General features: G+C 75.1%; 23 protein-coding genes. 11 read left to right on the top strand and 12 right to left on the bottom strand.

Features of this window, described 5'->3' with window-relative positions:
• The first annotated feature begins 25 nt into the window (after window positions 1-25).
• On the top strand, window positions 26-1,069 hold the full coding sequence (locus O7622_RS14360) for a helix-turn-helix domain-containing protein (protein ID WP_282313815.1): 1,044 nt from the start codon (window positions 26-28) through the stop codon (window positions 1,067-1,069).
• 127 nt (window positions 1,070-1,196) lie between these two features.
• Here the strand turns inward: O7622_RS14360 and O7622_RS14355 are convergent, their stop codons facing one another.
• Genes O7622_RS14355 through O7622_RS14320 form a run of 8 tightly spaced genes read right to left on the bottom strand, consistent with a single transcriptional unit; the run spans window position 1,197 to window position 9,818 of the window.
• A complete protein-coding gene (locus O7622_RS14355; RefSeq protein ID WP_282313814.1) occupies window positions 1,197-2,186 on the bottom strand; it encodes a DNA topoisomerase IB in 990 nt (329 codons plus the stop codon).
• Window positions 2,170-3,129 (bottom strand): glycosyltransferase family 9 protein, encoded by a 960-nt coding sequence (locus O7622_RS14350; RefSeq protein WP_282313813.1) that lies wholly within the window; start codon window positions 3,127-3,129, stop codon window positions 2,170-2,172. Before O7622_RS14350 ends, O7622_RS14355 begins: the two co-directional genes overlap by 17 nt.
• A complete protein-coding gene (locus O7622_RS14345; protein ID WP_282313812.1) occupies window positions 3,126-3,827 on the bottom strand; it encodes an SDR family oxidoreductase in 702 nt (233 codons plus the stop codon). The genes O7622_RS14350 and O7622_RS14345 overlap by 4 nt, the downstream gene beginning before the upstream one ends.
• A gap of 49 nt (window positions 3,828-3,876) precedes the next feature.
• The gene (locus O7622_RS14340) at window positions 3,877-5,367 is read right to left on the bottom strand and encodes a PfkB family carbohydrate kinase (RefSeq protein WP_282313811.1); all 1,491 of its coding nucleotides are present in this window, start codon (window positions 5,365-5,367) and stop codon (window positions 3,877-3,879) included.
• The gene (locus tag O7622_RS14335; protein WP_282313810.1) at window positions 5,364-6,056 is read right to left on the bottom strand and encodes an SIS domain-containing protein; all 693 of its coding nucleotides are present in this window, start codon (window positions 6,054-6,056) and stop codon (window positions 5,364-5,366) included. The genes O7622_RS14340 and O7622_RS14335 overlap by 4 nt, the downstream gene beginning before the upstream one ends.
• Complete coding sequence (locus O7622_RS14330; protein ID WP_282313809.1) at window positions 6,056-7,273, bottom strand: glycosyltransferase; 1,218 nt, start codon at window positions 7,271-7,273, stop codon at window positions 6,056-6,058. Before O7622_RS14330 ends, O7622_RS14335 begins: the two co-directional genes overlap by 1 nt.
• Complete coding sequence (locus O7622_RS14325) at window positions 7,258-8,232, bottom strand: glycosyltransferase (protein ID WP_282313808.1); 975 nt, start codon at window positions 8,230-8,232, stop codon at window positions 7,258-7,260. The genes O7622_RS14330 and O7622_RS14325 overlap by 16 nt, the downstream gene beginning before the upstream one ends.
• Window positions 8,229-9,818 carry an HAD-IIIA family hydrolase gene (locus tag O7622_RS14320; protein WP_282314140.1) on the bottom strand — a complete coding sequence of 530 codons (1,590 nt, stop codon included), beginning with the start codon at window positions 9,816-9,818 and terminating at the stop codon, window positions 8,229-8,231. The genes O7622_RS14325 and O7622_RS14320 overlap by 4 nt, the downstream gene beginning before the upstream one ends.
• Window positions 9,819-10,075: 257 nt before the next feature.
• Here O7622_RS14320 and O7622_RS14315 point away from each other — a divergent pair, with 257 nt between their 5' ends.
• Both O7622_RS14315 and O7622_RS14310 read left to right on the top strand, forming a co-directional pair.
• The gene (locus O7622_RS14315) at window positions 10,076-10,522 is read left to right on the top strand and encodes an SRPBCC family protein (protein ID WP_282313807.1); all 447 of its coding nucleotides are present in this window, start codon (window positions 10,076-10,078) and stop codon (window positions 10,520-10,522) included.
• Window positions 10,523-10,612: 90 nt separating this feature from the next.
• Complete coding sequence (locus O7622_RS14310; RefSeq protein ID WP_282313806.1) at window positions 10,613-11,380, top strand: polyprenol monophosphomannose synthase; 768 nt, start codon at window positions 10,613-10,615, stop codon at window positions 11,378-11,380.
• A 110-nt stretch (window positions 11,381-11,490) separates the two neighbouring features.
• Here O7622_RS14310 and O7622_RS14305 read toward each other — a convergent pair whose 3' ends face one another.
• Window positions 11,491-13,083: an NAD(P)/FAD-dependent oxidoreductase gene (locus O7622_RS14305; protein ID WP_282313805.1), complete on the bottom strand. Its 1,593-nt coding sequence runs from the start codon at window positions 13,081-13,083 to the stop codon at window positions 11,491-11,493.
• Window positions 13,084-13,155: 72 nt separating this feature from the next.
• Between O7622_RS14305 and O7622_RS14300 the strand changes: the two genes are divergently transcribed.
• Window positions 13,156-14,589: an aldehyde dehydrogenase family protein gene (locus O7622_RS14300; RefSeq protein WP_282313804.1), complete on the top strand. Its 1,434-nt coding sequence runs from the start codon at window positions 13,156-13,158 to the stop codon at window positions 14,587-14,589.
• A 60-nt stretch (window positions 14,590-14,649) separates the two neighbouring features.
• Here the strand turns inward: O7622_RS14300 and O7622_RS14295 are convergent, their stop codons facing one another.
• Window positions 14,650-15,054 carry a ChaB family protein gene (locus tag O7622_RS14295; RefSeq protein ID WP_282313803.1) on the bottom strand — a complete coding sequence of 135 codons (405 nt, stop codon included), beginning with the start codon at window positions 15,052-15,054 and terminating at the stop codon, window positions 14,650-14,652.
• 138 nt (window positions 15,055-15,192) lie between these two features.
• Here O7622_RS14295 and O7622_RS14290 point away from each other — a divergent pair, with 138 nt between their 5' ends.
• The 5 genes from O7622_RS14290 to O7622_RS14270 all read left to right on the top strand — a co-directional run bounded on the left by O7622_RS14290 (window position 15,193) and on the right by O7622_RS14270 (window position 17,947).
• A complete protein-coding gene (locus tag O7622_RS14290; RefSeq protein ID WP_282313802.1) occupies window positions 15,193-16,215 on the top strand; it encodes a YihY/virulence factor BrkB family protein in 1,023 nt (340 codons plus the stop codon).
• A gap of 57 nt (window positions 16,216-16,272) precedes the next feature.
• Window positions 16,273-16,689 carry a DUF2795 domain-containing protein gene (locus tag O7622_RS14285; protein WP_194800999.1) on the top strand — a complete coding sequence of 139 codons (417 nt, stop codon included), beginning with the start codon at window positions 16,273-16,275 and terminating at the stop codon, window positions 16,687-16,689.
• 55 nt (window positions 16,690-16,744) lie between these two features.
• A complete protein-coding gene (locus O7622_RS14280) occupies window positions 16,745-17,206 on the top strand; it encodes an SRPBCC family protein (RefSeq protein ID WP_282313801.1) in 462 nt (153 codons plus the stop codon).
• A gap of 101 nt (window positions 17,207-17,307) precedes the next feature.
• On the top strand, window positions 17,308-17,571 hold the full coding sequence (locus O7622_RS14275; protein WP_030270328.1) for a hypothetical protein: 264 nt from the start codon (window positions 17,308-17,310) through the stop codon (window positions 17,569-17,571).
• A 163-nt stretch (window positions 17,572-17,734) separates the two neighbouring features.
• Window positions 17,735-17,947 (top strand): hypothetical protein, encoded by a 213-nt coding sequence (locus O7622_RS14270; RefSeq protein WP_282313800.1) that lies wholly within the window; start codon window positions 17,735-17,737, stop codon window positions 17,945-17,947.
• A gap of 1 nt (window position 17,948) precedes the next feature.
• On the opposite strand, the gene O7622_RS14265 is transcribed toward O7622_RS14270, so the two are convergent.
• Window positions 17,949-18,395 carry a hypothetical protein gene (locus tag O7622_RS14265; RefSeq protein WP_282313799.1) on the bottom strand — a complete coding sequence of 149 codons (447 nt, stop codon included), beginning with the start codon at window positions 18,393-18,395 and terminating at the stop codon, window positions 17,949-17,951.
• A 163-nt stretch (window positions 18,396-18,558) separates the two neighbouring features.
• Here O7622_RS14265 and O7622_RS14260 point away from each other — a divergent pair, with 163 nt between their 5' ends.
• Entirely contained in the window at window positions 18,559-18,921 is a 363-nt protein-coding gene (locus O7622_RS14260) for a DUF6401 family natural product biosynthesis protein (protein WP_282313798.1), read from the top strand.
• 60 nt (window positions 18,922-18,981) lie between these two features.
• Here the strand turns inward: O7622_RS14260 and O7622_RS14255 are convergent, their stop codons facing one another.
• Window positions 18,982-19,842: a hypothetical protein gene (locus tag O7622_RS14255; RefSeq protein ID WP_282313797.1), complete on the bottom strand. Its 861-nt coding sequence runs from the start codon at window positions 19,840-19,842 to the stop codon at window positions 18,982-18,984.
• Window positions 19,843-20,041: 199 nt separating this feature from the next.
• Here O7622_RS14255 and O7622_RS14250 point away from each other — a divergent pair, with 199 nt between their 5' ends.
• A complete protein-coding gene (locus tag O7622_RS14250) occupies window positions 20,042-22,195 on the top strand; it encodes a SpoIIE family protein phosphatase (RefSeq protein ID WP_282313796.1) in 2,154 nt (717 codons plus the stop codon).
• The last annotated feature ends 4 nt before the right edge of the window (window positions 22,196-22,199 follow it).

Below are 22,199 nucleotides of genomic sequence, written 5' to 3'. Positions count from 1 at the left end.
AGGTGACCAACCACGGGGGACGTCCATGGACACCACGCTGCCACGGCAGGTCTTCGACACGGAGGCGCTGCCGCCGGGGGAACGCTTCGGGTGCTGGCTGGAAATGCTCGCCCGCACGCCCGGGCTCATGCGGGTCCGCACCGACCACGCGGACAACTTCGTGGCCCGGGCGGAGTTCCTCGACCTGGGCCCGATGCAGGTCATCCGCCACCGCTACCCCTCGCTGGACGGGATCCGGACCCGCAAGCTGATCCAGCGGTCCGACGCGGACTGCTACGTGCTCGCGCTGACGCTCACCGGGACCGGGGTCGCCGACCAGGACGGGCAGCGCGGCATCTGCCCGCCCGGTGACTTCACCTTCTACGACTGCGCCCGTCCGCAGGAACTCAGCCACCACACCGACACCGGCGACGGGCCGCCCGCCAGTTCCCTCGTGGCCTTCATCCCGTACGACGCGCTGCCGCTGCCGCACCGGCGGCTCACTCCCCTGTTCGCCGGCCGGATGTCCGGCTCCGCGGGCGTCGGCGGCCTGCTGGCCGACTTCCTCGTCCGGCTCACCAGCCGCCCCGAGCAGTACCACGCGGCCGACGCCGAGCGGCTCGGCGGCATCGGACTCGACCTCGTCGCCACGCTGCTCGGCCGGAACCTGGTCTCCGAGGACGCGGTGCCCACCGAGATCCGGCGCCGCGCCCTGGTGGTCCAGGTACGCGCCTACGTCCAGCAGCACCTCGGCGACGCCACGCTCGACCCCGGGACGATCGCCGACGCCCACCACGTCTCGGTCCGCTCCCTGCACCGGCTCTTCGAGGACGAGGAGACCACGGTGGCCGCGTACATCCGGGACGAGCGGCTGGCCCGGTGCCGCCGCGACCTCGCCGACCCGGCGCTGGGCGACCGCTCGATCCAGGTCATCGCCGCCCGCTGGGGCTTCCGGGACAAGGCCCACTTCAGCCGCGCGTTCCGGGCCGCGTACACCGAGACGCCGCAGGCGTACCGGGCCCGTCACCTGGACCGGGCACGGATCGTCAACACCACGGCATCCGCAGTCAACTCGACGCGGACATACTGAACACCGGGGCCGGCACCGCTCGCGGTGGCGGCCCACGGTATCGGGGGGCCGTGGCGTGGCGTCCGTGGCGGTCCGGCCGCGGGCGGCCCGCCCGGCGGTGGTCTCCCGCGTCCGAGCCGGTCGGCTGTCAGCCGGCCTCCTCCTCCAGCAACGCCAGCACCGACTTCTCCACCGCCTCGCGCGGCATCTCCGGCTGCACCGGCGCCAGCACCCCGTCGTGGTAGAGGTCGACCACGCGCGGGTCCACGTACGAGGTCCGGGCCACCGTCGGGGTGTTGCCGAGCAGTTCGGCCACCGAACGCATCACCCCCGCCACGGCGCGCTTGCGGGCGGTGGCGGAGCGCTGCGGACCCGCAGTGGCCAGTTCGGCTGCGGCGAGCACAGTCGCGTGCCAGGTGCGGAAGTCCTTCGCCGTCATCTCGCCGCCGCTGGCGTCGCGCAGGTAGTCGTTCACCTCGTCGCTGCGCACGTCGCGCCAGGCGCGACCGTCCCAGTAGCCGAACAGCCGCTCCTGGGCCTGCCGGCGGCGGCGCAGGTTGAGCAGCACCCGGCACAGCTCGGCGTCCTCGATCCGGCGGACCTGGTCGATGCCGCCCTTGGCCGGGAACTCGAACACCACGCAACCGCCCCGTGAGCGGGCGTGCTCGGGGCGCAGCGTGGACACGCCGAACGTGGGGTCGTCGCCGGTGGCGTACTGGTCGCTGCCGACCCGGAACGCGCCCATGTCGAGCAGCCGGGCGACGGTGGCCAGCACCCGTTCGCGGCGCAGGCCGCGCAGCGCCAGGTCGTGCGTGACCCGGTCGCGCAGCGTGGGCAGCCGGTGCGCCACCTCCAGCACGTGGTCGAACTTGGCCTCGTCGCGCTTGCGCCGCCAGCCCGGGTGGTAGAGGTACTGTTTGCGACCCGCCGCGTCGATGCCGGTGGCCTGGATGTGGCCGTTCGGGTACGGCGAGATCCACACGTCCCGCCAGGCGGGCGGGATCACCAGCTCACGCAGCCGGGTCAGCTCCCCGGCGTCGCGCACCGGCTCGCCGGCCGGGTCGAGGAACAGCCAGCCCTTGCCGCGCCGCCGACGCGCGTATCCCGGCCGGCCCGGGTCGCTACGCCGCAACCGCACCGGAGACCCGTTCCACGTCTGCCACCGCAGCCACCACCTCGTCGATCCCGATGGCATCCAATGTCGGGTGGGTTCGTACCCCGCCCGACCCGGTCAAATCCGGGTTGACGGTCGTGGGCTCGATCGCACCCAGCGCCCGGTGCCGGGGCCGGTCCGGCGGTGGGCCCCAGTGCGCCGCCGGCACCGGCCCGAACAGCACCACCGACGCGGTGCCGTAGCCGGTGGCGAGGTGGGCCACGCCGGTGTCCCCGCTGACCACCAGCCGCGCGCCCGCGACGAGCGCGGCCATCTCGGCCAGTCCGGTCCGGCCGGCCAGCACCGCCTCCGGCGGCAGCCCGGCGTCGCGGGCGACCCGCTCGGCCAGCGCCCGCTCGTCCGGCGAGCCGGTCACCGCCACCCGGTGCCCGCGCGCGGCCAGTTCCCGGGCCAGCCCGGCGAACCGGTCCGCCGGCCAGCGCTTCGCCGGGATCTTGCCGCCCGGGTGCAGCAGCGTCACCCCGGCCGGTACGCCGGTCAGCGCCGGACGCCGCAGCGCCAGGTCCCCCGGGTCGGCCGGCAGCCCGTACGCGTGCAGCAGCCGGCACCAGCGGCGCACCTCGTGCTCGTCGTCGTCCCAGGCCGGGCCGTCCGGGTGCCCGGCACCCGGGTTGCTGTGGGCGAGCAGCCGGCCGGGGCGTACGGCGGCCAGCGCCCGGTGCGACTGCGGCCCGCGGCCGTGCAGGTTGACCGCCACCTCGGGGGGCGGGCCGGTCCACGCGATCCGGTCCGGCCCGGCGGTGGGCAGCACCCGGTCGACCGCCCCGGTCAGCTCCGCCAGCGGCGCCAGCCAGCCCGGCGCGGCGAGCACCAGTTCCCGGCCCGGCAGGCCGGCGCGCAGGCCACGCAGCGCCGGCACGGCGGTGACCAGGTCGCCGACCCCGAGCGCCCGCAGCACCAGGATCACGGGTACGAGGACTCCTGCGCGGCGCAGACCACCATCTCGCGTACCGCGCAGCCGGCCGGCTGGGACAGCGCGAACATGACGGCGGCAGCGGTGTCGGCCGGCTCGTTGAGCACCGCGTCCGAGCCGGGGCGGTACTGCGCGTCCCGCTCGTCGAAGAACGCGGTCCGCATCCCGCCCGGGATCAGCAGCGTCACGCCGACAGCGCCGGCGAGTTCCGCGGCGAGCGCCCTGGTGAAGCCCACCACCCCGAACTTCGCCGCGCAGTACGCGGTCGCGTCGCTGACCGCCTTCACCCCGAGCGTGGAGGCCACGGTGACGATGCTGCCCCGGGACGCCTCCAGCCAGGGCAGCGCGGCCCGGATCACCGCGGCGGTGGCGAGCAGGTCCACTGTGACGATCCGCTCCCAGGTCTCGGCCGGGATGTCGGCCAGCTTCCCGGGCACGTCCATGCCGGCGGCGGTGACCACGGCGTCCAGCCCGCCGGAGCGTTCCGCGAGGTCGCGGGTGGCGGCCTCGGCGGCGCGCGTGTCGGCCAGGTCGCACTCGGCCCAGGGCACCCCGTCGGCGGGGCGCTGACGGTCCAGCACCAGCGGGCGCCCACCGGCGCGGGCCACCGCGGCGACCACCGCCGCGCCGAGCCCGCTGGAGCCGCCGGTGACCAGGACGGTCGGCCCGGCTCCGGGCGCGCCGGCGCTCACGCCGCCACCGCCGGGGGCGCGACCGCGCCGGGTCGGATGGGTCGCTCGTTCATCGTGCTCCCTTCGCCGTGGACCGGACCTGCGCGACGGCCTCGGCCGGGTCGACCGGCCCGGCCGGCCAGCCGCCGCTGCCCCGCCCGGCCCGCGCCGCCGCGATCATGTCGGTGGTCGAACGCCCGTCGAGGTACGGCACCACCACCGTGTGACCGCCCCAGCGGGCCAGGATCTCCGTCTCGGGCAAGGTCTCCGGGCCGCCGCCGCTGGCGTAGTCGCCGCCCTTGACCCAGATGTCCGGGCGCAGCCAGGACAGCGCCGCCTCCGGTGTCGGCTCGTCGAAGATCAGCACCGCGTCGACGCAGCCGAGCGCGGCGAGCAGCCGCCCCCGGTCGCCCTGCGGCACGACCGGGCGCTCCGGACCCTTGAGCCCCGCCACGCTGGCGTCGGAGTTGAGGCAGACCACCAGGCAGTCGCCGAGCTGCCGGGCCGCCTGCAGCGTCGCCACGTGCCCGGCGTGCAGCAGGTCGAAGCAGCCGCCGGTGGCGACCACCGTGCCGCCGGCCGCACGTACCCGCGCCACCACCTCACCGGCCGCCCCGGCGCCGATCCGGTCCCCGCCGCCGGTGACCACCGCCGGGGCGACCGCCCGCACCGGCGCGGGCAGCGCGGCGGCGACGCCGCCGCCGGCCACGTACGCCGACGCCTCGGTGACCGCCTCCTGGACCGCCTCGGACACGAGCGCGCCCCGGGCCAGGGCCAGCGTCGCGGTGGACGCGAACCGGTCGCCGGCCCCGCAGGTGTCCCCCTCGGCGGGCGGCGCCGGCACCACCAGGGGCGTGGATCCGGCGTGGCTGAGCAGCGCGCCGTCCCCGCCGAGCGTCACCGCCACCGCGCGCGCCTGCCAGCGGCGGCGCAACGCGTGCGCGCTGCGGGACGCGACGGCCAGGCGGGAGCCGCCCGGCGGCGTCTTGGCCAGCTCGCGGGCCTCCGGCTCGTTCGGGGTGGCCAGGTGCACCCCGGGTACGGCGGCCGGCCCGCGCGGATGCGGATCCCAGACCACAGGCGCCCGGGTCGCGGCCAGCGCCGCGCGCAGCGCCGGATGCCCGGCCACGCCCCGGCCGTAGTCGCTCACCAGCACGGCGGACGCGTCGGCGATCAGCCGCAGCACGGCGTCGCTGGGCTGACCCGGCGCACCGGCGCTCCCGCCCCGGTCGTGGCGCAGCAGCACCCGTCCGCGCGCCCGCAGCCGGATCTTCTCCGGGGTGGCGCCGGCCAGCGGAAGCGCGTACAACCGGACCCCGGCGGCGGCGAGCAACGTGCCCAGCCGGGCCCCGCCGGCGTCGTCGGCGACGGCGGTGACCAGCGCGACCTCGGCGCCCTGCGCGGCGGCGAAGACGGCGGCCAGCCCGGCGCCACCGGGCCGGTCGACGGACACGGTCTCGTCCAGCACCGGCACCGGGGAGTCCGGGCAGAGCCGGTTCACCAGACCTTCGACGTCGCGGTCCAGCAGCGTGTCACCGAGCACCACCACCGGTCCCCTCATGCCGGGCCTCCCCGGCCGGCCGGCGCCGTCGGGTCCGGCTCGGTGAGGACGACCTCGACACCGGCGCGTACCGGCCCGGCCGCCGGCTGGGCGGCGAGCGCAGCGGGCAGCGCCAGCTCGACGTACTCGCAGAGCACGTGCGAGGCCACCAGGTGCAGTTCCTGCACCACCTGCCCGTCCGGCGAGTCGATCGCCAGATGCTCGTGGCAGAGGTCGGCGAGGGGGTTGGGTGCGGGTCCGGTGAAGGCCCAGCAGCGCAGACCGGCCTGGTGCGCGGCGTGGGCGGCGGTGAGGAGGTTGGTACTGGTGCCGCTCGTGGTCATGAGCAGGAGGTGGTCGTGCGGTCGGCCGTGGGCGCGGACCTGCCGGGCGAAGGTCTCGTCGTATCCGTAGTCGTTGGCGATGGCGGTGAGCGCGCTGGTTTCGGCGTGCAGGGCGATGGCCGAGAGGGGTTGTCGGTCGTGGCGGAGCTTGCCGACGAGTTCGGCGGTGAGGTGCTGGGCTTCGGCGGCGCTGCCGCCGTTTCCCGCCACCAGCAACCGGCCACCGGCGGCGAGCCGCTGCGCCAGCTCCTCGCCCCAGCGGGCCAGCATCTGCTCGGCCTCCCGCAGCGGCAGCAACGCGGCGGCCAGCAGGCTCAGGTGGTCCTCCAGCACCGTCGCGCCGGCGGCCGGCGTCCCGGCCGTCATCAGGCGACCACCCGGGTCGGGCGGCGCACGGTGGCCACCTCGCCGTACAGCTCGGTGAGGCGATCCGCCGTGGTGGCCCAGGAGTAGCGGGTGCGGGCCCGCTCCAGCGCGGCGGTGGCGTAGGCGAAGCGGCGGATCCGGTCGCCGAGCAGGCCCCGGAGCGCCGCGCCGAGGGCCGCCGGCTCCCGGGGTGGCACCAGGTCGCCGGTGCGTCCGGCCACCACCGTGTCGATCAGCCCGCCGACAGCCGTCGCGACCACCGGTACGCCGCAGGCCATCGCCTCCAGCGGGGTGAGCCCGAACGGCTCGTACCAGGGGGCGGCCACGAGCACGTCGGCCGACCGGTACCAGCGGCCCATCTCCTCCCGGGGGACCGCGCCGACCAGCCGTACCCGGTCGGCGACACCGAGCGAGTGGGCCAGCGCGCGCAGGCGCAACGCGTACGGGTCGGTCTCCAGCAGCCCGGCCGGCGGCCCGCCGACGACCACGCACTCGGCGTCCGGCACCTCGGCGACGGCCCGGATGACGTCCTGGAAGCCCTTGCGCTCGACCAGCCGGCCGACGGTGAGGATGCGGGCCCGGCCGCCGTCGCGGTCGGCGACCGGGCCGAGCGGGGCGAACGTCGTGAGGTTCACCCCCGACGGCACGACAGTCATCCGGGACCGGGGCACGCCCATCCGGACCAGTTCGGCGACCTCGTCCTGGCACTGGGCGACCACCCGGTCCACCGAGCGGCCCAGCTTCCGCTCGTGCTCGACCCGGCCCGGCGGGCTGGTGTCCTGCACGCCCTGGTGGCGCCGCTTGACGGTGCCGAGCGCGTGGTACGTCTGCACCATCGGCACGCCCGCGCGGCGGGCCGCGGCGAGACCCGCCAGCCCGCTCATCCAGAAGTGCGCGTGCACCACCTCGGGCTGCCAGTCGCCGGTGCGCCACCGGTCGGCCAGCCACTGCCCGAACGCCGGCATGTACGGCAGCAGGTCGTCCTTGGCCACCGGTTCGGCCGGCCCGGCCGGTACGTGCACCACCTCGTACCCGTCCGGGGTGCGGACGCTCACCGGCAGGTCCACCGCGTCGAGGCGGGTGTAGACGCGCACGTCGTGACCGGCGGCCGCGAGCGCGGCGGAAAGCTCCGCGACATGCGTGTTCTGGCCGCCGGCGTCCTCCCCGCCGAGGACGGCGAGCGGGCTGGCATGCTCCGAGATCATCGCGATGCGCATACTTCCTCCTCCAGCAGCCGGTCCCAGTCGGCGAGGAATCGATCCAGGCCGTAGCGGTCCCGGGCGGCGGCCCGGGCCACGGCGCCCGCCCGGTGGGCGGACTCCGGGTCGTCCAGCAGGCCACGGGCGGCGTCGACGAGCGTGTCGACGCGGGTGGACAGCGCGCCCGCGGCAGGCGGCACCGCCTCCACCGCCTCGGTCGTGGCCAGTGCCACCACGGGCATGCCCATGGTCATGGCCTCGATGAGGCTGAGGCCGAGTGAGGTCCAGCGGCACAGGTGCAGGTACGCGCGCCGTTTGGCGAGTTCGGCGTGCATGGCGTGCTGGGGTACGTCGTCGTGGCTGGTCAGCCGGTCCTCGGGCAGGCCGAGGTGGGCGGCGAGACCGTCCACCTTCATCCCGTAGACGTCGAGCGGCGCCAGCGCGGCGAACCGGGCGAGCAGGTCGGTGCCGGTGACCCGCCAGCGGCGTACCGGCTCGTTGATGACCACGGCGAGGCGGTCGAGTTCCCCGGTCCACTCGACGTCCGGCGGTACGACGCCGTGGTCGACCACTGTGGTGCGGGTGCCGCCGTTGTCCCAGAACAGCTCGTTGAACGCGGTGACGTGCGTGAGCAGCAGGTCGTCGCGGTCGGCCATCGGGTGCCGGGTGTTCGGCACGTCGCCTTTCGGGGTGTTGTGCTCGACGTAGATCGCCGGCACGTCGCGGCCCGGCCGGCGGCCGAGCCACTCCGCCGCCAGGTCGAGTTCCTCCGGGCGTTGCAGGATCACCAGGTCCACGTCGGTGTCGCGCAGGTCCTCGGGAGTGACCTCGACGGCGCTGTCCGGCCACGGGTAGGTGCGCGCCCGGCCCAACCCGTACGGACCCCGGTCCGGCGTGACCGGCACCAGGTACCGGTGCTTGCCGTGCACGAAGGAGGTCGTCCACGACCCGTGGACGTGCCACAGCAGGATGTTCATCCGGCCACCCCGCCCGCCACCGGCGCCGGCACGCCGAGCAGCCGCAACGCCTCCAGCACCCGTCCCGGCTCGACAGCCGACAGGCACGGGTGCCCGGGGACCGGGCAGGCGGTGGCGCGGGTGTCCCGGCACGCCGCGGCCGCATCGCCCAGCCGCACTGTCGGCACCCGGTAGGGCCCCCACTGTCCGAACGGCACAGTCGGGGCGAACAGGCTCACCACCGGCACGCCGAGCGCGGCGGCCAGGTGCGCCGGGCCGGTGTTGCCCACCACCAGCGCGCCGGCGCCGGCGATCAGCGCCGCCAGTTCGTCCAGCCCGGTCCGCCCGCCCAGGTCGACGCCGCCCGCCGCGGCGACCCGCGCGGTCAGTTCCCGCTCGTCCGGCCCGCCGGTGACCACGACCCGGTGACCGGCCGCGCCGAGCACGCGGACGACGCGGGTGGCCAGTTCCTCCGGGCAGGCGCGGGTCTCCACCGAGGAGCCCGGGTGCAGGACCACGTAGCCGGGTGCTCCGGCGTCGGCCGCGGACGGCGGAAGCCGGTCGGTGCGGATGCGCAGCGCCGGTTCGTCGTGGCCGGGCAGCGCGAAGCCGGCTGCGGCGGCGAGGGACAGGGCACGTTCGGGTTCGGGTACGCCTGCCGGGACGCGGTGGCGTACGTCGAGCAGGCTGCCGGGGTAGTCGTCGCTGATGGCGCTGATCCGGGGCACCCCGGCCAGGCGCAGAAGCAGGGCCAGGGGCAGGGCGGACTGGTGGAAGGAGGTGAACACGACCGCCTCGTCGGCGCGTACCTCCGACAGCCGGTCGGTCAGCGCGCGCACGGCGCCGGGATCGACGGGTGGGGCGGGCGCGTCGATCCACGGCAGCGACGCCTCGATGATCTCGTCCACGCCGGGGAGCAGTTCGGCGGCGGCGCGGCCGCGCGGTCCGCACAGCAGCACCACCCGCTGTGCCCCGGCCGCTACCGCCCGGATGCCCGGACCGGTCACCAGCACGTCGCCCGCCGCGTCGCTGCGCACCGCCAGCACGGTTCCCCGGCGCGACCGGCGCGCGGGGTGCGGCGCGGCCGTCAGGCGCATCCGGGCCAGCACGATGCCCACCGCGTCGGGCAGGTCGGCAGCGACGGTGGGTGCGGCGGCCACCTCGGCGGCCCGGGTGGCGGGCGTGGGCACCATGATCGCGGCGGCGCCGGCCGCGGCGGCGGCTGCCGTGTCCGCGCCGATGTCGCCGATCAGCACGCACCGGGTGGGCGTGGTCCCGAGCGCGGCCGCGGCTTCGTGGACGAGGCCGGGCGCGGGTTTGCGGCAGGCGCACCCGTCGGCCTCGGCGTGCGGGCAGATAGCCCAGTGGTCGAAGGGCCCGAGCAGTTCCTCCACCCGGGCGTTGACCAGGCGCAGGTCGTGCGCCGTGAAGCAGCCCCGGGCCAGGCCGGACTGGTTGGTGACCACCGCCAGCCGCAACCCGGCGGCCCGCAACCGGTCCAGCGCCTCCCGCGCGCCGGGCACCGGCCGTACCTTCTCCGGGTCGCCGTTGTACGGCACGTCCTCCACCAGCGTGCCGTCGCGGTCCAGCAGGACCGCGTCGTACAGGCCGGACGGGAACCGGTCAGCACCCGGGTCAACCCGGGCTGACCTGCACTGATCCCGCTCGTGGTCCCGTCGCACGGGCGGCGGGTTCCCGGGGCCCCGAGGAGTAAACGTCGACGTCGGCGCCAGGCCGCCCCGCCGGTGCCGCACGGCCGGGTGCACGCCTGCCACGACCGGCCCGGTCCGGCGATACCCGCCGCCCCGGAGAAGCTAACCCGGATCGCCGTTAGCGACGGCCCGTGCCGGGGTACCGGTCGACGATGGCGGTTGTGGAGAAGGTGATCGACGCGCCCCCGGCACAGGTCTTCGAGGTGCTCGCGGACGGGTGGACGTACAGCGACTGGGTGGTGGGCACCGCGCACGTGCGGAACGTGGACGACACGTGGCCGCGCGTCGGCAGCCGGCTGCACCACCGGGCCGGGCCCTGGCCGTTCTCGCTCCAGGACACGTCGACGGTGCTGGAGTGCCAGGCGCCGCACCGGCTGGTGCTGCGCGCCGGGCTGTGGCCGGCCGGGGAGGCGCTCGTGGCGTTCGCCCTGGAGCCGCTGGAGGGCGGCAGGACCCGCGTGACGATCGGCGAGGAGTTCGCGGCCGGGCCGTTGCGGTGGGTCCGGACCAAGCTCAACGACCTGGTGCTGCACCTGCGCAACCGGGAGACGCTGGCCCGGCTGTCCGACATCGCGACGAGGCAGAAGCCGGAGCGGTGATCGATCGGTGGCGGGGCGTCTGTGCGGCTGCCGCGAGCGGGACTGGCTACCCTCTCAGGTGAACCTGTCGGCTGACCGAGGATGTCCGTGATGATCGAACCCGTGCAGTTACCCTCCCCGTGGGGGGATGCGCGCCTGACCGTCGTCGTTCCGACCTACAACGAGGCGGGCAACCTTCCGGTGCTGGTCGAGCGCCTCCTCGCGCTGCCACTGCCGGGGCTGAAGGTGCTGGTCGCCGACGACAACTCCCCGGACGGTACCGGCGAGGTCGCCGACAAGCTGGCCATCGAGCACCCGGACCGGGTGACGGTGCTGCACCGCCCGGGCAAGGAGGGTCTCGGCCGGGCGTACGTGGACGGCATCGGCCGGGCGCTCGACGACGGCGCGGACTTCGTCGCGCAGATGGACGCCGACCTGTCGCACCCGCCGGAGGCGCTGCCCGGCATGCTCGGCGCGCTGCTGTCCACCCAGGCTTCGGTGGTCATCGGCTCGCGCTACGTGCCCGGCGGTGAGCTGGACGAGAACTGGCCGCTGTACCGGCGCGCGCTCAGCGGCTGGGCGAACCTGTACGTGCACACGCTGCTGCGGGTACGCATCCGCGACCTGACCGCCGGTTTCAAGATCTGGCGGTCCGACGCGCTGCGCGCGATCGGGCTGGAGCGGGTGCAGTCCAACGGCTACAGCTTCCAGGTGGAGATGCACTACCTCGCCACCAGGCTCGGCCACACGATCCTCGAGGTGCCGATCCGCTTCGAGGAGCGCCGCGACGGCGACTCGAAGATGACCACCGCCACGAAGATCGAGAGCGCGCTGATGCCGTTCAAGCTCCGCAGCCGGCACCGCAACCTCGACTCCTGACCGCTCCCGCACGTCCACCGCGCCCTCACGCTGCGCCATTGTCACCGCGCGTGAGGGCGCGGTCGCTCCGCGACGTCCGTCGTCGGCCCCTTTGCTCTGCGGCGGTCGGGTCAGCGGTAGACGGTGCGGTGGGCGGCGGCGATCGTGCGGGCGTACAGCGCGCCGGTGACGGCCCGGTCGCGGGCCAGCGCGGCCCGTGCCGCGTTCGCCCCCGGCGCTCCGTGGACGCCGCCGCCCGGGTGGGCGGAGGCGCTGGCCAGGTAGAGCCGGTCCACCGGGGTGTCGGCCCGGCCCAGGCCGGGGATCGGCCGCAGGAACAACTGCTGGTACGCCGCGGCAGTGCCGCCGCCCAGCGCTCCCCCGACCAGGCTCGGCTCGGCGGCCTCCAGGTCGGCCGGGCCGGCCACGTGCCGCCCGACGACCGACGCCCGGAAACCCGGCGCCGCCGCCTCCAGCACCTCCTCCATCCGCTCCACGTGCCCCGCCACCTCCCCGGCCCGCCAGTTCCGGCGGAACGGCAGGTGGGTGTAGGACCAGAGCGACTCGGTGCCGGGCGGTGAGTGACTCGGGTCGGCCACCGACATCTGCCCCACCAGCAGGAACGGATCCCGTGGCAGCTCGCCGCGGGCCAGCTCGGCCGCGTACGTGGTGAGGCCGTCGAGGTCGGCGCCCAGGTGCACGGTGCCGGCACCGGCCAGGTCGCGGTTCTTCCACGGCACCGGCGCGGACAGCGCCCAGTCGACCTTCAGCGTGGAGCCGTCCCACTTGAAGTGCGCCAGGTCCTCGACCATCCGGGGCGGCAGCGCAGCCGCGCCGACCAGGTCGAGGAAGAGCGCCGGGGCGGGTACGTCGGCGAGCACCGCTCGCCGCGCCCGCCAGTCGGTTCCGCCCGCCGTGCGTACGCCCATCGCGCGGCCCCGGGCGGTGAGCACCCGCTCGACGAGGGCGCCGTACTCGATCCGGCCGCCCCGCTCGACGAGCCGGGCCACGAGCGCGTCGGTGATCCGCTGGGCGCCGCCGACCGGCACCGGCCAGCCGACCTGCTGGCCGAGCATGGCGAGCAGCCAGCCGTACACGCCGGAACCGGCCTCGTCCGGGGACAGGTCGGTGTGCAGCGCGCAGCCGGCCAGCAACGCGGGCCCGCCCTCGCCCTCGAACAGTTCCGCGCCCAGCTTGCGGACCGGCAGCACGAGGCGGCGGGCGAGCCGGAGCGCGCCACCGACCCGGAGCTGCCGCAGCAGGCCCAGCCCGCCGCGCACCGGCGGGAACGGGGTGGTGATGGACTGGAGCATCGGCTCGGCGATCCGGCACCAGTCGGCGTACACGTGCCGCCAGCGCTCCCCGTCGCCGGGCGCGAACGCCTCCAGCGACGCGGCGGTGACGTCCAGGTCGCGGTTGACCACGGCGGCCCGCCCGTCCGGGAGCAGATGCGCCAGCACGTCCGGCGCGTGCGTCCACGACAGGCCGTGCCGTTCCAGGCCCAGCCCGTCCAGCACCGGGGAGGCGTAACCGAGCGGGTAGAAGGAGCTGTAGAGGTCGCTGAGGTAGCCGGGCGCCGTCACGTACGCGGAGCGGACGGCCCCGCCGGGCGCCTCGGTGGCCTCCAGGACCGCGACCTCCCAGCCGGCATCCACCAGCAGGTTCGCGGCCACCAGCCCGTTGTGCCCGGCTCCGATGACGACGGCGTCGGCGGTGGAGATCATCCGATCCGTCTACCCGGCCGGTCACCGGGTGAAACGCGTTTGCCCCGCCCAGGCCGGGGCAAGCATGGCCGCATGTACACGGTTGCGCAGCTCATTGGTGGAGTGTGGGGCGCCGGTGGCGAGGGTGGCGAACTGGTCGTCCACGATCCGGCGGACGGGTCGCCGGTGACGCGGACGCCGGTGGCCACCGGCGACGAGGTGGCGAAGGCGGTGGAGGCGGCCCGGGGCGCGGCGGCGGAGTGGGCCGCGACCGCGCCCGCGGAACGGGCCGACGCGCTGCACCGGGCGGCGGACGCCGTCGAGGCGGCGGCCGGGGAACTGGCCGAGGCGACCACGGCGGAGATGGGCAAGCCGCTCGACGACGCGCGCGGCGGGGTGGCGGCGGGCGTCGGCACGCTGCGACAGTACGCCGAACTGGCCCCGCTACGGGGCGGCCGGACACTGCACGGCACGCACGGCGCGCTGGACTTCATGGCCCCCGAGCCGCGCGGCGTGGTCGCCGCGATCACCCCGTGGAACGACCCGGTCGCGGTGTCCTGCGGCCTGCTCGGCGCGGCGCTGGTCGCCGGCAACGTGGTGGTCTACAAGCCGAGCGAGCGGACCCCTGCCACCGGCTGGCTGCTCGCCCGCGCGCTGGACTCGGCGTTGCCGGCCGGGGTGCTGTCGCTGCTCACCGGCGGCGGCGAGGTGGGCGCCACGCTGGCCGGGCAGGAGCTGGACGTGATCGCGCACGTCGGCTCCACCGCCACCGGCCGGGCGATCGCCGCCGCGGGCGCACGTACCGGGGCGAAGGTGCTGCTGGAGAACGGCGGCAGCGACCCGCTCGTGGTGGACGCGGACGTCGACCCGATCTGGGCGGCCGAACAGGCGGCGCTCGGCTGCTTCGCCAACGCCGGTCAGATCTGCGTGGCGGTGGAGCGGATCTACGTGCACCGCGACGTCGCCGAGGGCTTCCTGGACGCGCTCGTGGCGCGCGCCGGGGCGCTCACGGCGGGCCCCGGCCGTGACCCGGGCACACAGCTCGCGCCACTCGTGGACCGGCGGCACCGGGACCACGTGCACGGGCAGGTCGCAGCCGCGCTCGCCGACGGTGCCCGCATCCGCGCCGGCGGCGTGCTGCCGGACGGGCCGGGCGCGTTCTACCCGGCCACAGTGGTCGAGGGCTGCCGCCACGACATGGCGCTGGTCCGGGAGGAGACGTTCGGGCCGGTGGCCCCGGTGGTGGTGGTCGACTCGTTCAGCGAAGGGCTGCGCTGCGCGGCCGACTCCCCGTACGGGCTGGCCGCCACAGTGCTGACCGGCTCGATGAGCCACGCCCAGCGCGCCTGGCGGGAACTGCCGGTCGGCACCGTGAAGGTCAATTCCGTGTTCGGCGGGGCGCCCGGCGGCGCCGCCCAGCCGCGCCGGGGCAGTGGCCAGGGCTTCGGGTACGGCCCGGAGCTGCTGGACGAGTTCAGCACCGTGAAGGCGGTTCACCTGGAGGCGCCGGGCGGCGGCCACTGGTGAGACGGCACGACACGAGCCCGGGACCGAGGCGGTCCCGGGCTCGACGCGTACCCCCAGGGGTCAGCGACCCCCGCGGGCCTTGCGGGTCGCGTTGTTGTTCGCCTTCTCGATCGCCTTGACCAGTTCCGGCTTGGTCATCCGGGACCGGCCGCGCACGTCCAGTTTCCTCGCCACCTCCATGAGGTGGTCCTTGGTGGCGTTGGCGTCCACCCCGCCGGCCGTCGGCGCGCGCCGGGCCGGGCCGCCGCCTTCGGCCTGCTTGTCGCTGGGCCCCTTACGGCCCTTGGGCTCCCAGTGGTCGCCCACCTTCTCGAACTCGTGCTTGACCGCGGCGAAGGCGGTGCGGTGCGCCCGCTGCCCCTCGCCGTACGTCTCGACTGCCGAGTCGTGCGTCTTCTCCCAGGTCCGCTGCGCCTTCGCCGGGGAGCGCCGCAGCGTGCTGGGCAGTACCTCGCGCCCGGGCATCTCGTCCTCCTGGAGTCTCGGTCGGGTGTCTGGTGTGGTTCCCTTCCACCCGGCGGGCAAACCGGCACCCGGTTTGTCGATTTCCCCCCGGGGGTACCGCCCGGCCACGCCCGGTGGCGGGGCCTGGAGGAGGCGGACATGACCGTGACGACACCACAGACGGTCGGCGGCCGGACGCGGTCCCGTCTCCCCCGCCGGATCCGCCAGCTCAACTGGCGCACCTGGCGCGGCGTGCTGGTACGCAGCGGCAAGGGCTTCGTCACTGACAACTGCGCGGACTGGGCCGCGGCGCTCACCTACTACGGCGTGCTGGCCCTGTTCCCGTCCACGATCGTGGTGGTCGCGCTGGTCGGCCTGGTCTCCGACGGCCCGCGCACCGTCGACACCGTGATCGACCTGGCCCGGGAGATCGGCGCCGGCTCGGTGGTCGGCAACGACGCGTTCGTGGGCGTGGTGCGCAACGTGGTCGAGCAGCAGGGCTCGGCGAAGGTGCTGCTCAGCTTCGGTCTGCTCGGCGCGCTCTGGTCCGCGTCCGGGTTCATCGGCGCGTTCACCCGCGCCTCCAACGCGATCTACGGGGTACGGGAGGGCCGGCCGTTCTACCGGCTGCGCCCGCTGCAGATCGGCATGGCCGCGCTGACGATCGTGCTGCTGGCGGTGGTGGCCACCGGGCTGATCGTCAGCGGCCCGGTCACCGACGCGGTGGGTGACCTGTTGCACGCCGGTGCGGTGGCCCGCACCACGTGGTCGGTGGCGAAGTGGCCGCTGCTCGCCGTGGTCGCCATGACGTTGCTGTCGCTGCTGTTCTGGATCGCGCCGAACGTCCGCCAGCCGCGGTTCCGCTGGCTCACCCCGGGCGGCGCGCTGGCGCTCGTGGCCTGGGTGCTCGTCTCCTTCGGCTTCGGCCTGTACGTGGCGAACTTCGGCTCGTACGACGTCACGTACGGCAGTCTCGGGGCGGTCATCGCGTTCCTGGTGTGGCTCTACCTGTCCAACTGCGCGCTGATGCTCGGCGTGCAGGTGAACGCCGAGCTGCAACGCGGGCGGGCGATCCAGGCGGGGGTCGAGGAGCCGGACGACCCGGTGCTGCCGCCGCGCGCCCCGGCCGACGACGAGGCGGCGGATGCGGAGAAGACGGCCGACCGGTTGCCGCCCGGATGACCGGCTCCCCCGGCCCGCGCCGGTTTACCGGCGGTCCCCCGGGGCATCTCCCAAGGCATGGAACGTGGCAGCAGCAAGCACTCGCCCAGGGTCGACGACCAGATGAGCAGCGAGGTCAGCGGTCTCGTCCAGAGCGCCGGCACCGGCGGCTCACGGGCCGAGGAGTTCCGGATCCCGGAGCCGGCCGGCGAGGACCAGCCGGAGGCCACCACGGCGCCGGCCGGGGAGTTGCGCAGCGGCACGCCGCAGGGCATGAGCTCCGAGGACGTCGAGGCGCGCAGCCGTCTGGGGCGGTTCATCACGATGACCGCCCTGCCCGGTGACCGGGAGGCGCTGCTGGCCAACGCGCGGGAGAACGAGGCGCCGACGGACATCGTCGCCGCCCTGGAGACCCTGCCCGCGGGCGCCCACTACCAGACGATCTCCGAGGTGTGGGCCGCGCTCGGGCACAGGAACGAGACGACGCGCTGGTGAGCGGGCCGGCCCACGGCCCGCAGAGACACACCGGCGGAACAGGAGGAACCCCGACATGAGCGGCGTTACCGAGCACGTGGACGTGGACGTCCCGATCCGGACCGCGTACGACCAGTGGACCCAGTTCGAGGAGTTCCCGCACTTCATGGACGGCGTGCAGGAGGTCCGGCAGCTCTCCGACACGATGACCCACTGGACCGTCGAGATCGCGGGCGTGAAGCGCGAGTTCGACGCCGAGATCACCGAGCAGTTGCCGGACGAGCGGGTGGCCTGGCGCTCCACCGGGGGCACCCAGCAGGCGGGCGTGGTGACCTTCCACCGCCTCGACGAGGGGCACACCCGGGTCACGCTCCAGATGGAGTTCGAGCCGCACGGCGTGGTCGAGCAGGCCGGCGACAAGCTGGGCGTGGTCGACCGGCGCGCCAAGGGCGACCTGGAGCGGTTCAAGCAGTTCATCGAGCGGCGCGGTCAGGAGACCGGCGCCTGGCGCGGCTCGGTCGACCGTCCCACCCCCTGAGCCACCTCCCCCGTACCCGAGTTTCGATGGCCGCCGGCGGTGCCGGCGGCCATCGCCGTGTCCGGCCGTTTGCGATCATCCGGTCCGGGTACCGCAGAAGAATGACCGACAACGACCGCCACGTGTGGCGCGACGAGGACCGCACTCCCCTGCACGAGCTGGACCAGGCCATCGCCCGGTCGGCCACGGACGGCCAGGGCGACGACGTCACCGCCAACGACGCCGGCGAGGAGGCCGCGTTCGGCCACGGCCCGGAGGCGGTGGACCGGGGCGCCGGCCCGGAGGCCGAACGCCGGGAGATGACCGATGCGGACCGGGCCTACCGGCCGTCGACGATCGGACGGACCGGCCCCGACAGCATGTGATCCCGGCTGCTGCGGGCATCCGTGCCGATGCCCGCAGCAGCCGGATTCATGCTCGGTCGAAACGACAAAAAGTGCGGTACGGACGGCCGGGAAAACGGACAGCCCATCTAGAATCGGCCGAACGGCTGACGGCACTCCCCCTGATGCGCGCAAGACTTTCGGGATGCAACAGGGCTCCGGTTTCCTCTCCAACCGTCAGCGCAAGCTCGCGTGGCTGGGCTTCCTGCTCGCCGCGATCCAGGCTCCGGTCTCCGCCCGGTTCACCGAGGACAGCTCCTGGCTGTTCAGCGTGGTGGTGGCACTGATGGTCGCGACCGTGATCATCGCCGACGACGGCGCCCGCCGCCGCCCGGCCGCCGCCCGCTCCTCCGACTGAGTCAGCGCGTACCGGGGCGCGCCTCGTGCCCCGGCACTCCCCGGCTGCGGCGGCGTTCCTTCATCTCCGCCTCGTAGAGGTGCCGCCGGCCGTCGACCAGCTCGTCGCGGGCCCGCCGGTCCAGCTCCCGGAAGAGCGCGTAGTACCCGTCGTCGAAGTCCTCGACGATCTGGAACGTCCACCGCCCGGCGATGACGTTGCGGCCGAGCAGTTCCCTGTCGATCCGCTCGGCGAGCGCCGGATGACCGGCGGAGCGGAACATCTCCACCGCGTCGTCGAGCATCAGGTCCGCGTGGCCGATGAGCTGGTGCAGCTCGTACAGGTGGCCGCGGGCCCGCTCGACGCACTCCAGAGCCTCGCTGAGCTTGCCCAGCGCCTCGACCGTGGCGTCACTCACTCCGTCCGGGCGCCGGTGTGCCCGGTCCGGTCCGTCGGCCCGCTGTCCCATCGTGTCCCTCCGTGACCCCGATCGCGTGGTCTGCGTACCGGACTTCTGCCCCCGCACGGGCGACTCAATCCCGGCGGAGGAGGCGGCCGCTCCCCCGGACGATCCGGGCATCCTCCGCTCGGCCGAGGCCGGCCCGCCGCGACCGGCGTTAGCCTCGGACACCATGCGCGTGCCGAACAACCGGGTCGCGACCCGCTCCGCGGCGATGGCCGCGCGGACGACCCTCACCACGCTGACCACCGCCGTCGGCACCGTCGGCCTCGCCGCGGCCCACGCGAACCCCGGGCTGCTCGCCGAGGTCGACCAGCACGCCGCGGGGGTACGCGACAGCCTCGACGGAGACCGCCGCCCGCTGACGGTGGCGGCGCTCGCCGGTTACGCCGAGGGTCTGCGCGACGCGGCAGCCGAGCGCGGCTGGACGCCGCCGGCCGAGCCGGTCGACTGGTCCGAGCCGGACTGGACGCTCACCCGCCTGCTCGCGGTCTGCCTGCTGGCCCGCGGGCTCGACCCGCGTCACCTGGCCTGACCCGGGCACGGCTACGGGGCGTCCGCGATCGCCCCGCGGACACCCCGTCACCCGTTGCCGTCAGCCGTTCGGCCGGCGGAACTGCTGTGTCTCGTCGCCCGCCTCGCCGGAGCGAGACGTGCCCGCGCCCGACATGGACGACTGCTGCGCCGCCCGCGTGGGCTGCCCGCCCCGGTCGGCCATCCGGCGTTCGTAGTCGCCCCGGCCGGCCTGCTGCGCCTGCCGCTGCTCCCGGAACGCCCGGGACTCCTCGGCGGCCCGGTGCAGCCAGCCGTCCCAGCGGTCCTGCATCGGCTTGACCAGACCACCACCGACACCGACGATCAGGATGCCGGCCACGGTGGCGAGGAACGCCACCAGCACCGGTGTGGTCACCGTGGTTGCGATGCCCACCTGGTTCAGCGCGGCGATCACGCCGAGCGCCAGGATGAAGATCGCCGTCACGTCGGCCAGCACCCGGCCGTACGAGAGCCCACCCAGCGCGCCGGAGACCAGGTCCCGGACGGCGTTGGCGATGGCGGCGGCGATCACCACGATCACGATCGCCACGAAGGCCCGCGGCAGCCAGGACACCACCCCGCGGATCAGGTCGCTGATCGCGTTCGGTCCCCACACCCCGAAGGCGAACTGCAGGGTGAACAACAGGACCGCGTAGTAGGCCAGTCTGGCCAGGATGTCGCTGGCGTCGTACTTGGTGCGTTCCAGGGCCCGTTTGACGCCGCCGCGTTCGACGGCGCGGTCGAACCCGACCCGTTCCAGTGCCGCGTCCACGATTTTGAGGACGGCTCGGGCGATGAGCCAACCCACGACGAGGATCGCGATGAACGCGATCGCCCGCGGTACGAAGAGCAGCACCGACCTCCAGAAGTCGGTCCAGGCCGCACTGATGTCGACCTGTCCGACCGCGAGGGTTTTCGGCATGATGTCCCTCCTGTCGCGTGAACTGCGCCGCCCGCATACCCGGTGACCTGGGCAGCACGCCGGGCCGGACCGGGGCAATTTCCCGACATGCCCTGCCGAACCGGCCTGACCTGCCCGAACATCCGCTCCGCCCGGCACCCGCACCCGCCACGGACGCATGATCGGAACCACCCGGCCACGCTCCGGTTAGGCTGCGGTCATGCCAGGCACCGTCGGTCGGGTTCCCACACCGTCCGCCCCCGCACCGGGAGCGCCCACCGATCCCGTCGTCGGCGGGCAGGCGGCCGGGACCGCCCACCCGTGGGCCGGTACGCCGCTGGGCGCCCCGCACACCTGGGATCCCGCGGTACGCGCCGTGACGGACGTGGTGCTCGCCTCCCCGGTGCCGATGGCCCTGCTCCTCGGCGACGACCTGGTGGTCTTCTACAACGACGGGTACGCCGAGCTGATCGGCGACCGGCACCCGGACGCGCTGGGCCGGCCGGCGGCCGAGGCGTTCGCCGAGGTGTGGCGCGACCCGGCCGCCGGCGAGGCGCTGGAGCGGGTCTACCGGCACGGCGAACCGTTCCTGCAGCGGGAGGCGGTGCTGCCGGCCGACCGGCAGGGCCCGGCCGAGCCGGCCGTGTTCACCAGGGGCCACTGCCCGGTACGCGACTCCACCGGCCGCGTCGTCGGCGTACTGACCGTGTCGGCGCAGACCACCCAGCTGACCCAGCAGTTGCAGAGCCTGAGCGACTTCGCGGCGGCGCTGGCCGGCACGCTCACGCTCGACGACGTGGCACGGGTGACGCTGCGCTACTGCCTGCACTCCTTCGACGCCGACCGGGTGTCGTTCGCGGTGGACGAGGGCAGCGCGTGGCGGCTGGTCCGCCGCATCCGCGGTGAGCTGCTCGACGAGGCCGACGAGCGGCTGCCCCCGCTGTGGCGGCGGATGTCCGCCGAGTCGGCGCTGCCGGCGGTGGTGACCGCGCGCAGCGGGGTCGCCTCGTTCACCGCCGACGGGCAGCCGCTGCGCGGTGTCGCGGCCGACCGGCACGACGAGAAGATCCGTGCGATGGCGGCGCTGCCGTTGCGGACCACAGTGGTGCGGGGTTCGCTGACCGTGGGTTACCGGGCGCCGCGGCCCTGGTCGCCTGCCGAACGGGCGCTGCTGGCCGCGTCCGCCGAGCTGGTCGGCCAGGCCGCCGAGCGGGCCCGCCGTTTCGAGACCCAGCACGGCACCGCCCAGATGCTGCAACGCAGCATGCTGCCGGAGCGGCTGCCGGACCTGCCCCGGCTGCGCATCGCCGCGCGCTACGACCCGGGCGTGGACGGCAACGCGGCCGGCGGCGACTTCTACGACGCGTTCCTGCTGCCCACCGGCGCGCTCGGTGTGGTGCTGGGCGACGTGGCCGGGCACGACGTGCAGGCCGCCGCCCGGATGGGCCAGGTACGCGCCGCGCTGCGCGCGCTCGCCCTGGTCGACCCCCGCCCGGACGCGGTGCTCGACGGCCTCGACCGTCTGGTCAGCAGCCTCGGCGTCGAGGGCGGCACCCAGGAGCTGTTCGTGACAGTGGTCTTCGGCGTGGTCGAGGCGGACCGGGAGCTGATCACGCTCGCCAGCGCCGGTCATCCCGCGCCGCTGATCCGGCGCGCCGGAGCCGGCGCGGCGGTGGCCGAGTTCGTCGACGTGCCGCCCGCCCCTCCGCTGGGCCTGGGTGGGCGGGCGCGTACCGCCACCGTGCCGTTCCGCCCCGGCGACACCCTGCTGCTCTACAGCGACGGCGTGGTGGAGCGGCGCTGGCAGGACCTGACCGCCGGGATGGCCGGGCTGGGCGCGGCGGTGACCGGGGCGGCCGGCGGCGATCCGCGCGCGCTGTGCGCGGTGGCGACCGCGTCGGTGCCGGGCGCCACCGAGGACGACGTGGCGGTGCTCGCTGTCGAGTACGCGGTGCGCCCCAGCCGATCGGCGAGCATGGAGGTGCCGGCCGAGCCGACCGCACCGAGCCGGGTCCGGCACTGGATGACCGCGCAGCTCGGCGAGTGGCGGGTGCCGGAGGCGGTGATCGGCGCGGCGGTGCTGTGCACCAGCGAGCTGACCACCAACGCGCTGCTGCACGCCGGCACCGCCGCCCGGGTCGAGGTCGACCTGTCCGCCGAGCGGCTGCTGGTGTCGGTGGCCGACTCGGGCACCCGGGGCCAGGTCACCCGGGCGCAGACCGACACGCTCAGCAGTCGCGGCCGCGGGCTCGGCCTGATCGAGGAGCTGAGCGACGCCTGGGGCACCGACCCGACCGTACGCGGCTCGACGGTCTGGTTCGAGATCCTCATCCCGGCGGGCGAGCCGCGCGTCGGCGACGCCCCGGCCGGGTAGGAGC

This window comes from Micromonospora sp. WMMD1076 (genome assembly GCF_029581475.1).
GTDB classification, from domain to species: domain Bacteria; phylum Actinomycetota; class Actinomycetes; order Mycobacteriales; family Micromonosporaceae; genus Micromonospora; species Micromonospora aurantiaca.
This window is presented reverse-complemented; position numbering and strand designations above follow the sequence as displayed.

Excerpts from the sequence above, each read along its gene's own strand:
- O7622_RS14360 (WP_282313815.1), top strand. The coding sequence starts at position 26 with ATGGACACCACGCTGCCACGGCAGGTCTTCGACACGGAGGCGCTGCCG.
- O7622_RS14340 (WP_282313811.1), bottom strand. The coding sequence starts at position 5,367 with ATGAGGGGACCGGTGGTGGTGCTCGGTGACACGCTGCTGGACCGCGAC.
- O7622_RS14335 (WP_282313810.1), bottom strand. The coding sequence starts at position 6,056 with ATGACGGCCGGGACGCCGGCCGCCGGCGCGACGGTGCTGGAGGACCAC.
- O7622_RS14330 (WP_282313809.1), bottom strand. The coding sequence starts at position 7,273 with ATGCGCATCGCGATGATCTCGGAGCATGCCAGCCCGCTCGCCGTCCTC.
- O7622_RS14325 (WP_282313808.1), bottom strand. The coding sequence starts at position 8,232 with ATGAACATCCTGCTGTGGCACGTCCACGGGTCGTGGACGACCTCCTTC.
- O7622_RS14315 (WP_282313807.1), top strand. The coding sequence starts at position 10,076 with ATGGCGGTTGTGGAGAAGGTGATCGACGCGCCCCCGGCACAGGTCTTC.
- O7622_RS14310 (WP_282313806.1), top strand. The coding sequence starts at position 10,613 with ATGATCGAACCCGTGCAGTTACCCTCCCCGTGGGGGGATGCGCGCCTG.
- O7622_RS14305 (WP_282313805.1), bottom strand. The coding sequence starts at position 13,083 with ATGATCTCCACCGCCGACGCCGTCGTCATCGGAGCCGGGCACAACGGG.
- O7622_RS14300 (WP_282313804.1), top strand. The coding sequence starts at position 13,156 with ATGTACACGGTTGCGCAGCTCATTGGTGGAGTGTGGGGCGCCGGTGGC.
- O7622_RS14295 (WP_282313803.1), bottom strand. The coding sequence starts at position 15,054 with ATGCCCGGGCGCGAGGTACTGCCCAGCACGCTGCGGCGCTCCCCGGCG.
- O7622_RS14290 (WP_282313802.1), top strand. The coding sequence starts at position 15,193 with ATGACCGTGACGACACCACAGACGGTCGGCGGCCGGACGCGGTCCCGT.
- O7622_RS14285 (WP_194800999.1), top strand. The coding sequence starts at position 16,273 with ATGGAACGTGGCAGCAGCAAGCACTCGCCCAGGGTCGACGACCAGATG.
- O7622_RS14280 (WP_282313801.1), top strand. The coding sequence starts at position 16,745 with ATGAGCGGCGTTACCGAGCACGTGGACGTGGACGTCCCGATCCGGACC.
- O7622_RS14275 (WP_030270328.1), top strand. The coding sequence starts at position 17,308 with ATGACCGACAACGACCGCCACGTGTGGCGCGACGAGGACCGCACTCCC.
- O7622_RS14270 (WP_282313800.1), top strand. The coding sequence starts at position 17,735 with ATGCAACAGGGCTCCGGTTTCCTCTCCAACCGTCAGCGCAAGCTCGCG.
- O7622_RS14265 (WP_282313799.1), bottom strand. The coding sequence starts at position 18,395 with ATGGGACAGCGGGCCGACGGACCGGACCGGGCACACCGGCGCCCGGAC.
- O7622_RS14260 (WP_282313798.1), top strand. The coding sequence starts at position 18,559 with ATGCGCGTGCCGAACAACCGGGTCGCGACCCGCTCCGCGGCGATGGCC.
- O7622_RS14255 (WP_282313797.1), bottom strand. The coding sequence starts at position 19,842 with ATGCCGAAAACCCTCGCGGTCGGACAGGTCGACATCAGTGCGGCCTGG.
- O7622_RS14250 (WP_282313796.1), top strand. The coding sequence starts at position 20,042 with ATGCCAGGCACCGTCGGTCGGGTTCCCACACCGTCCGCCCCCGCACCG.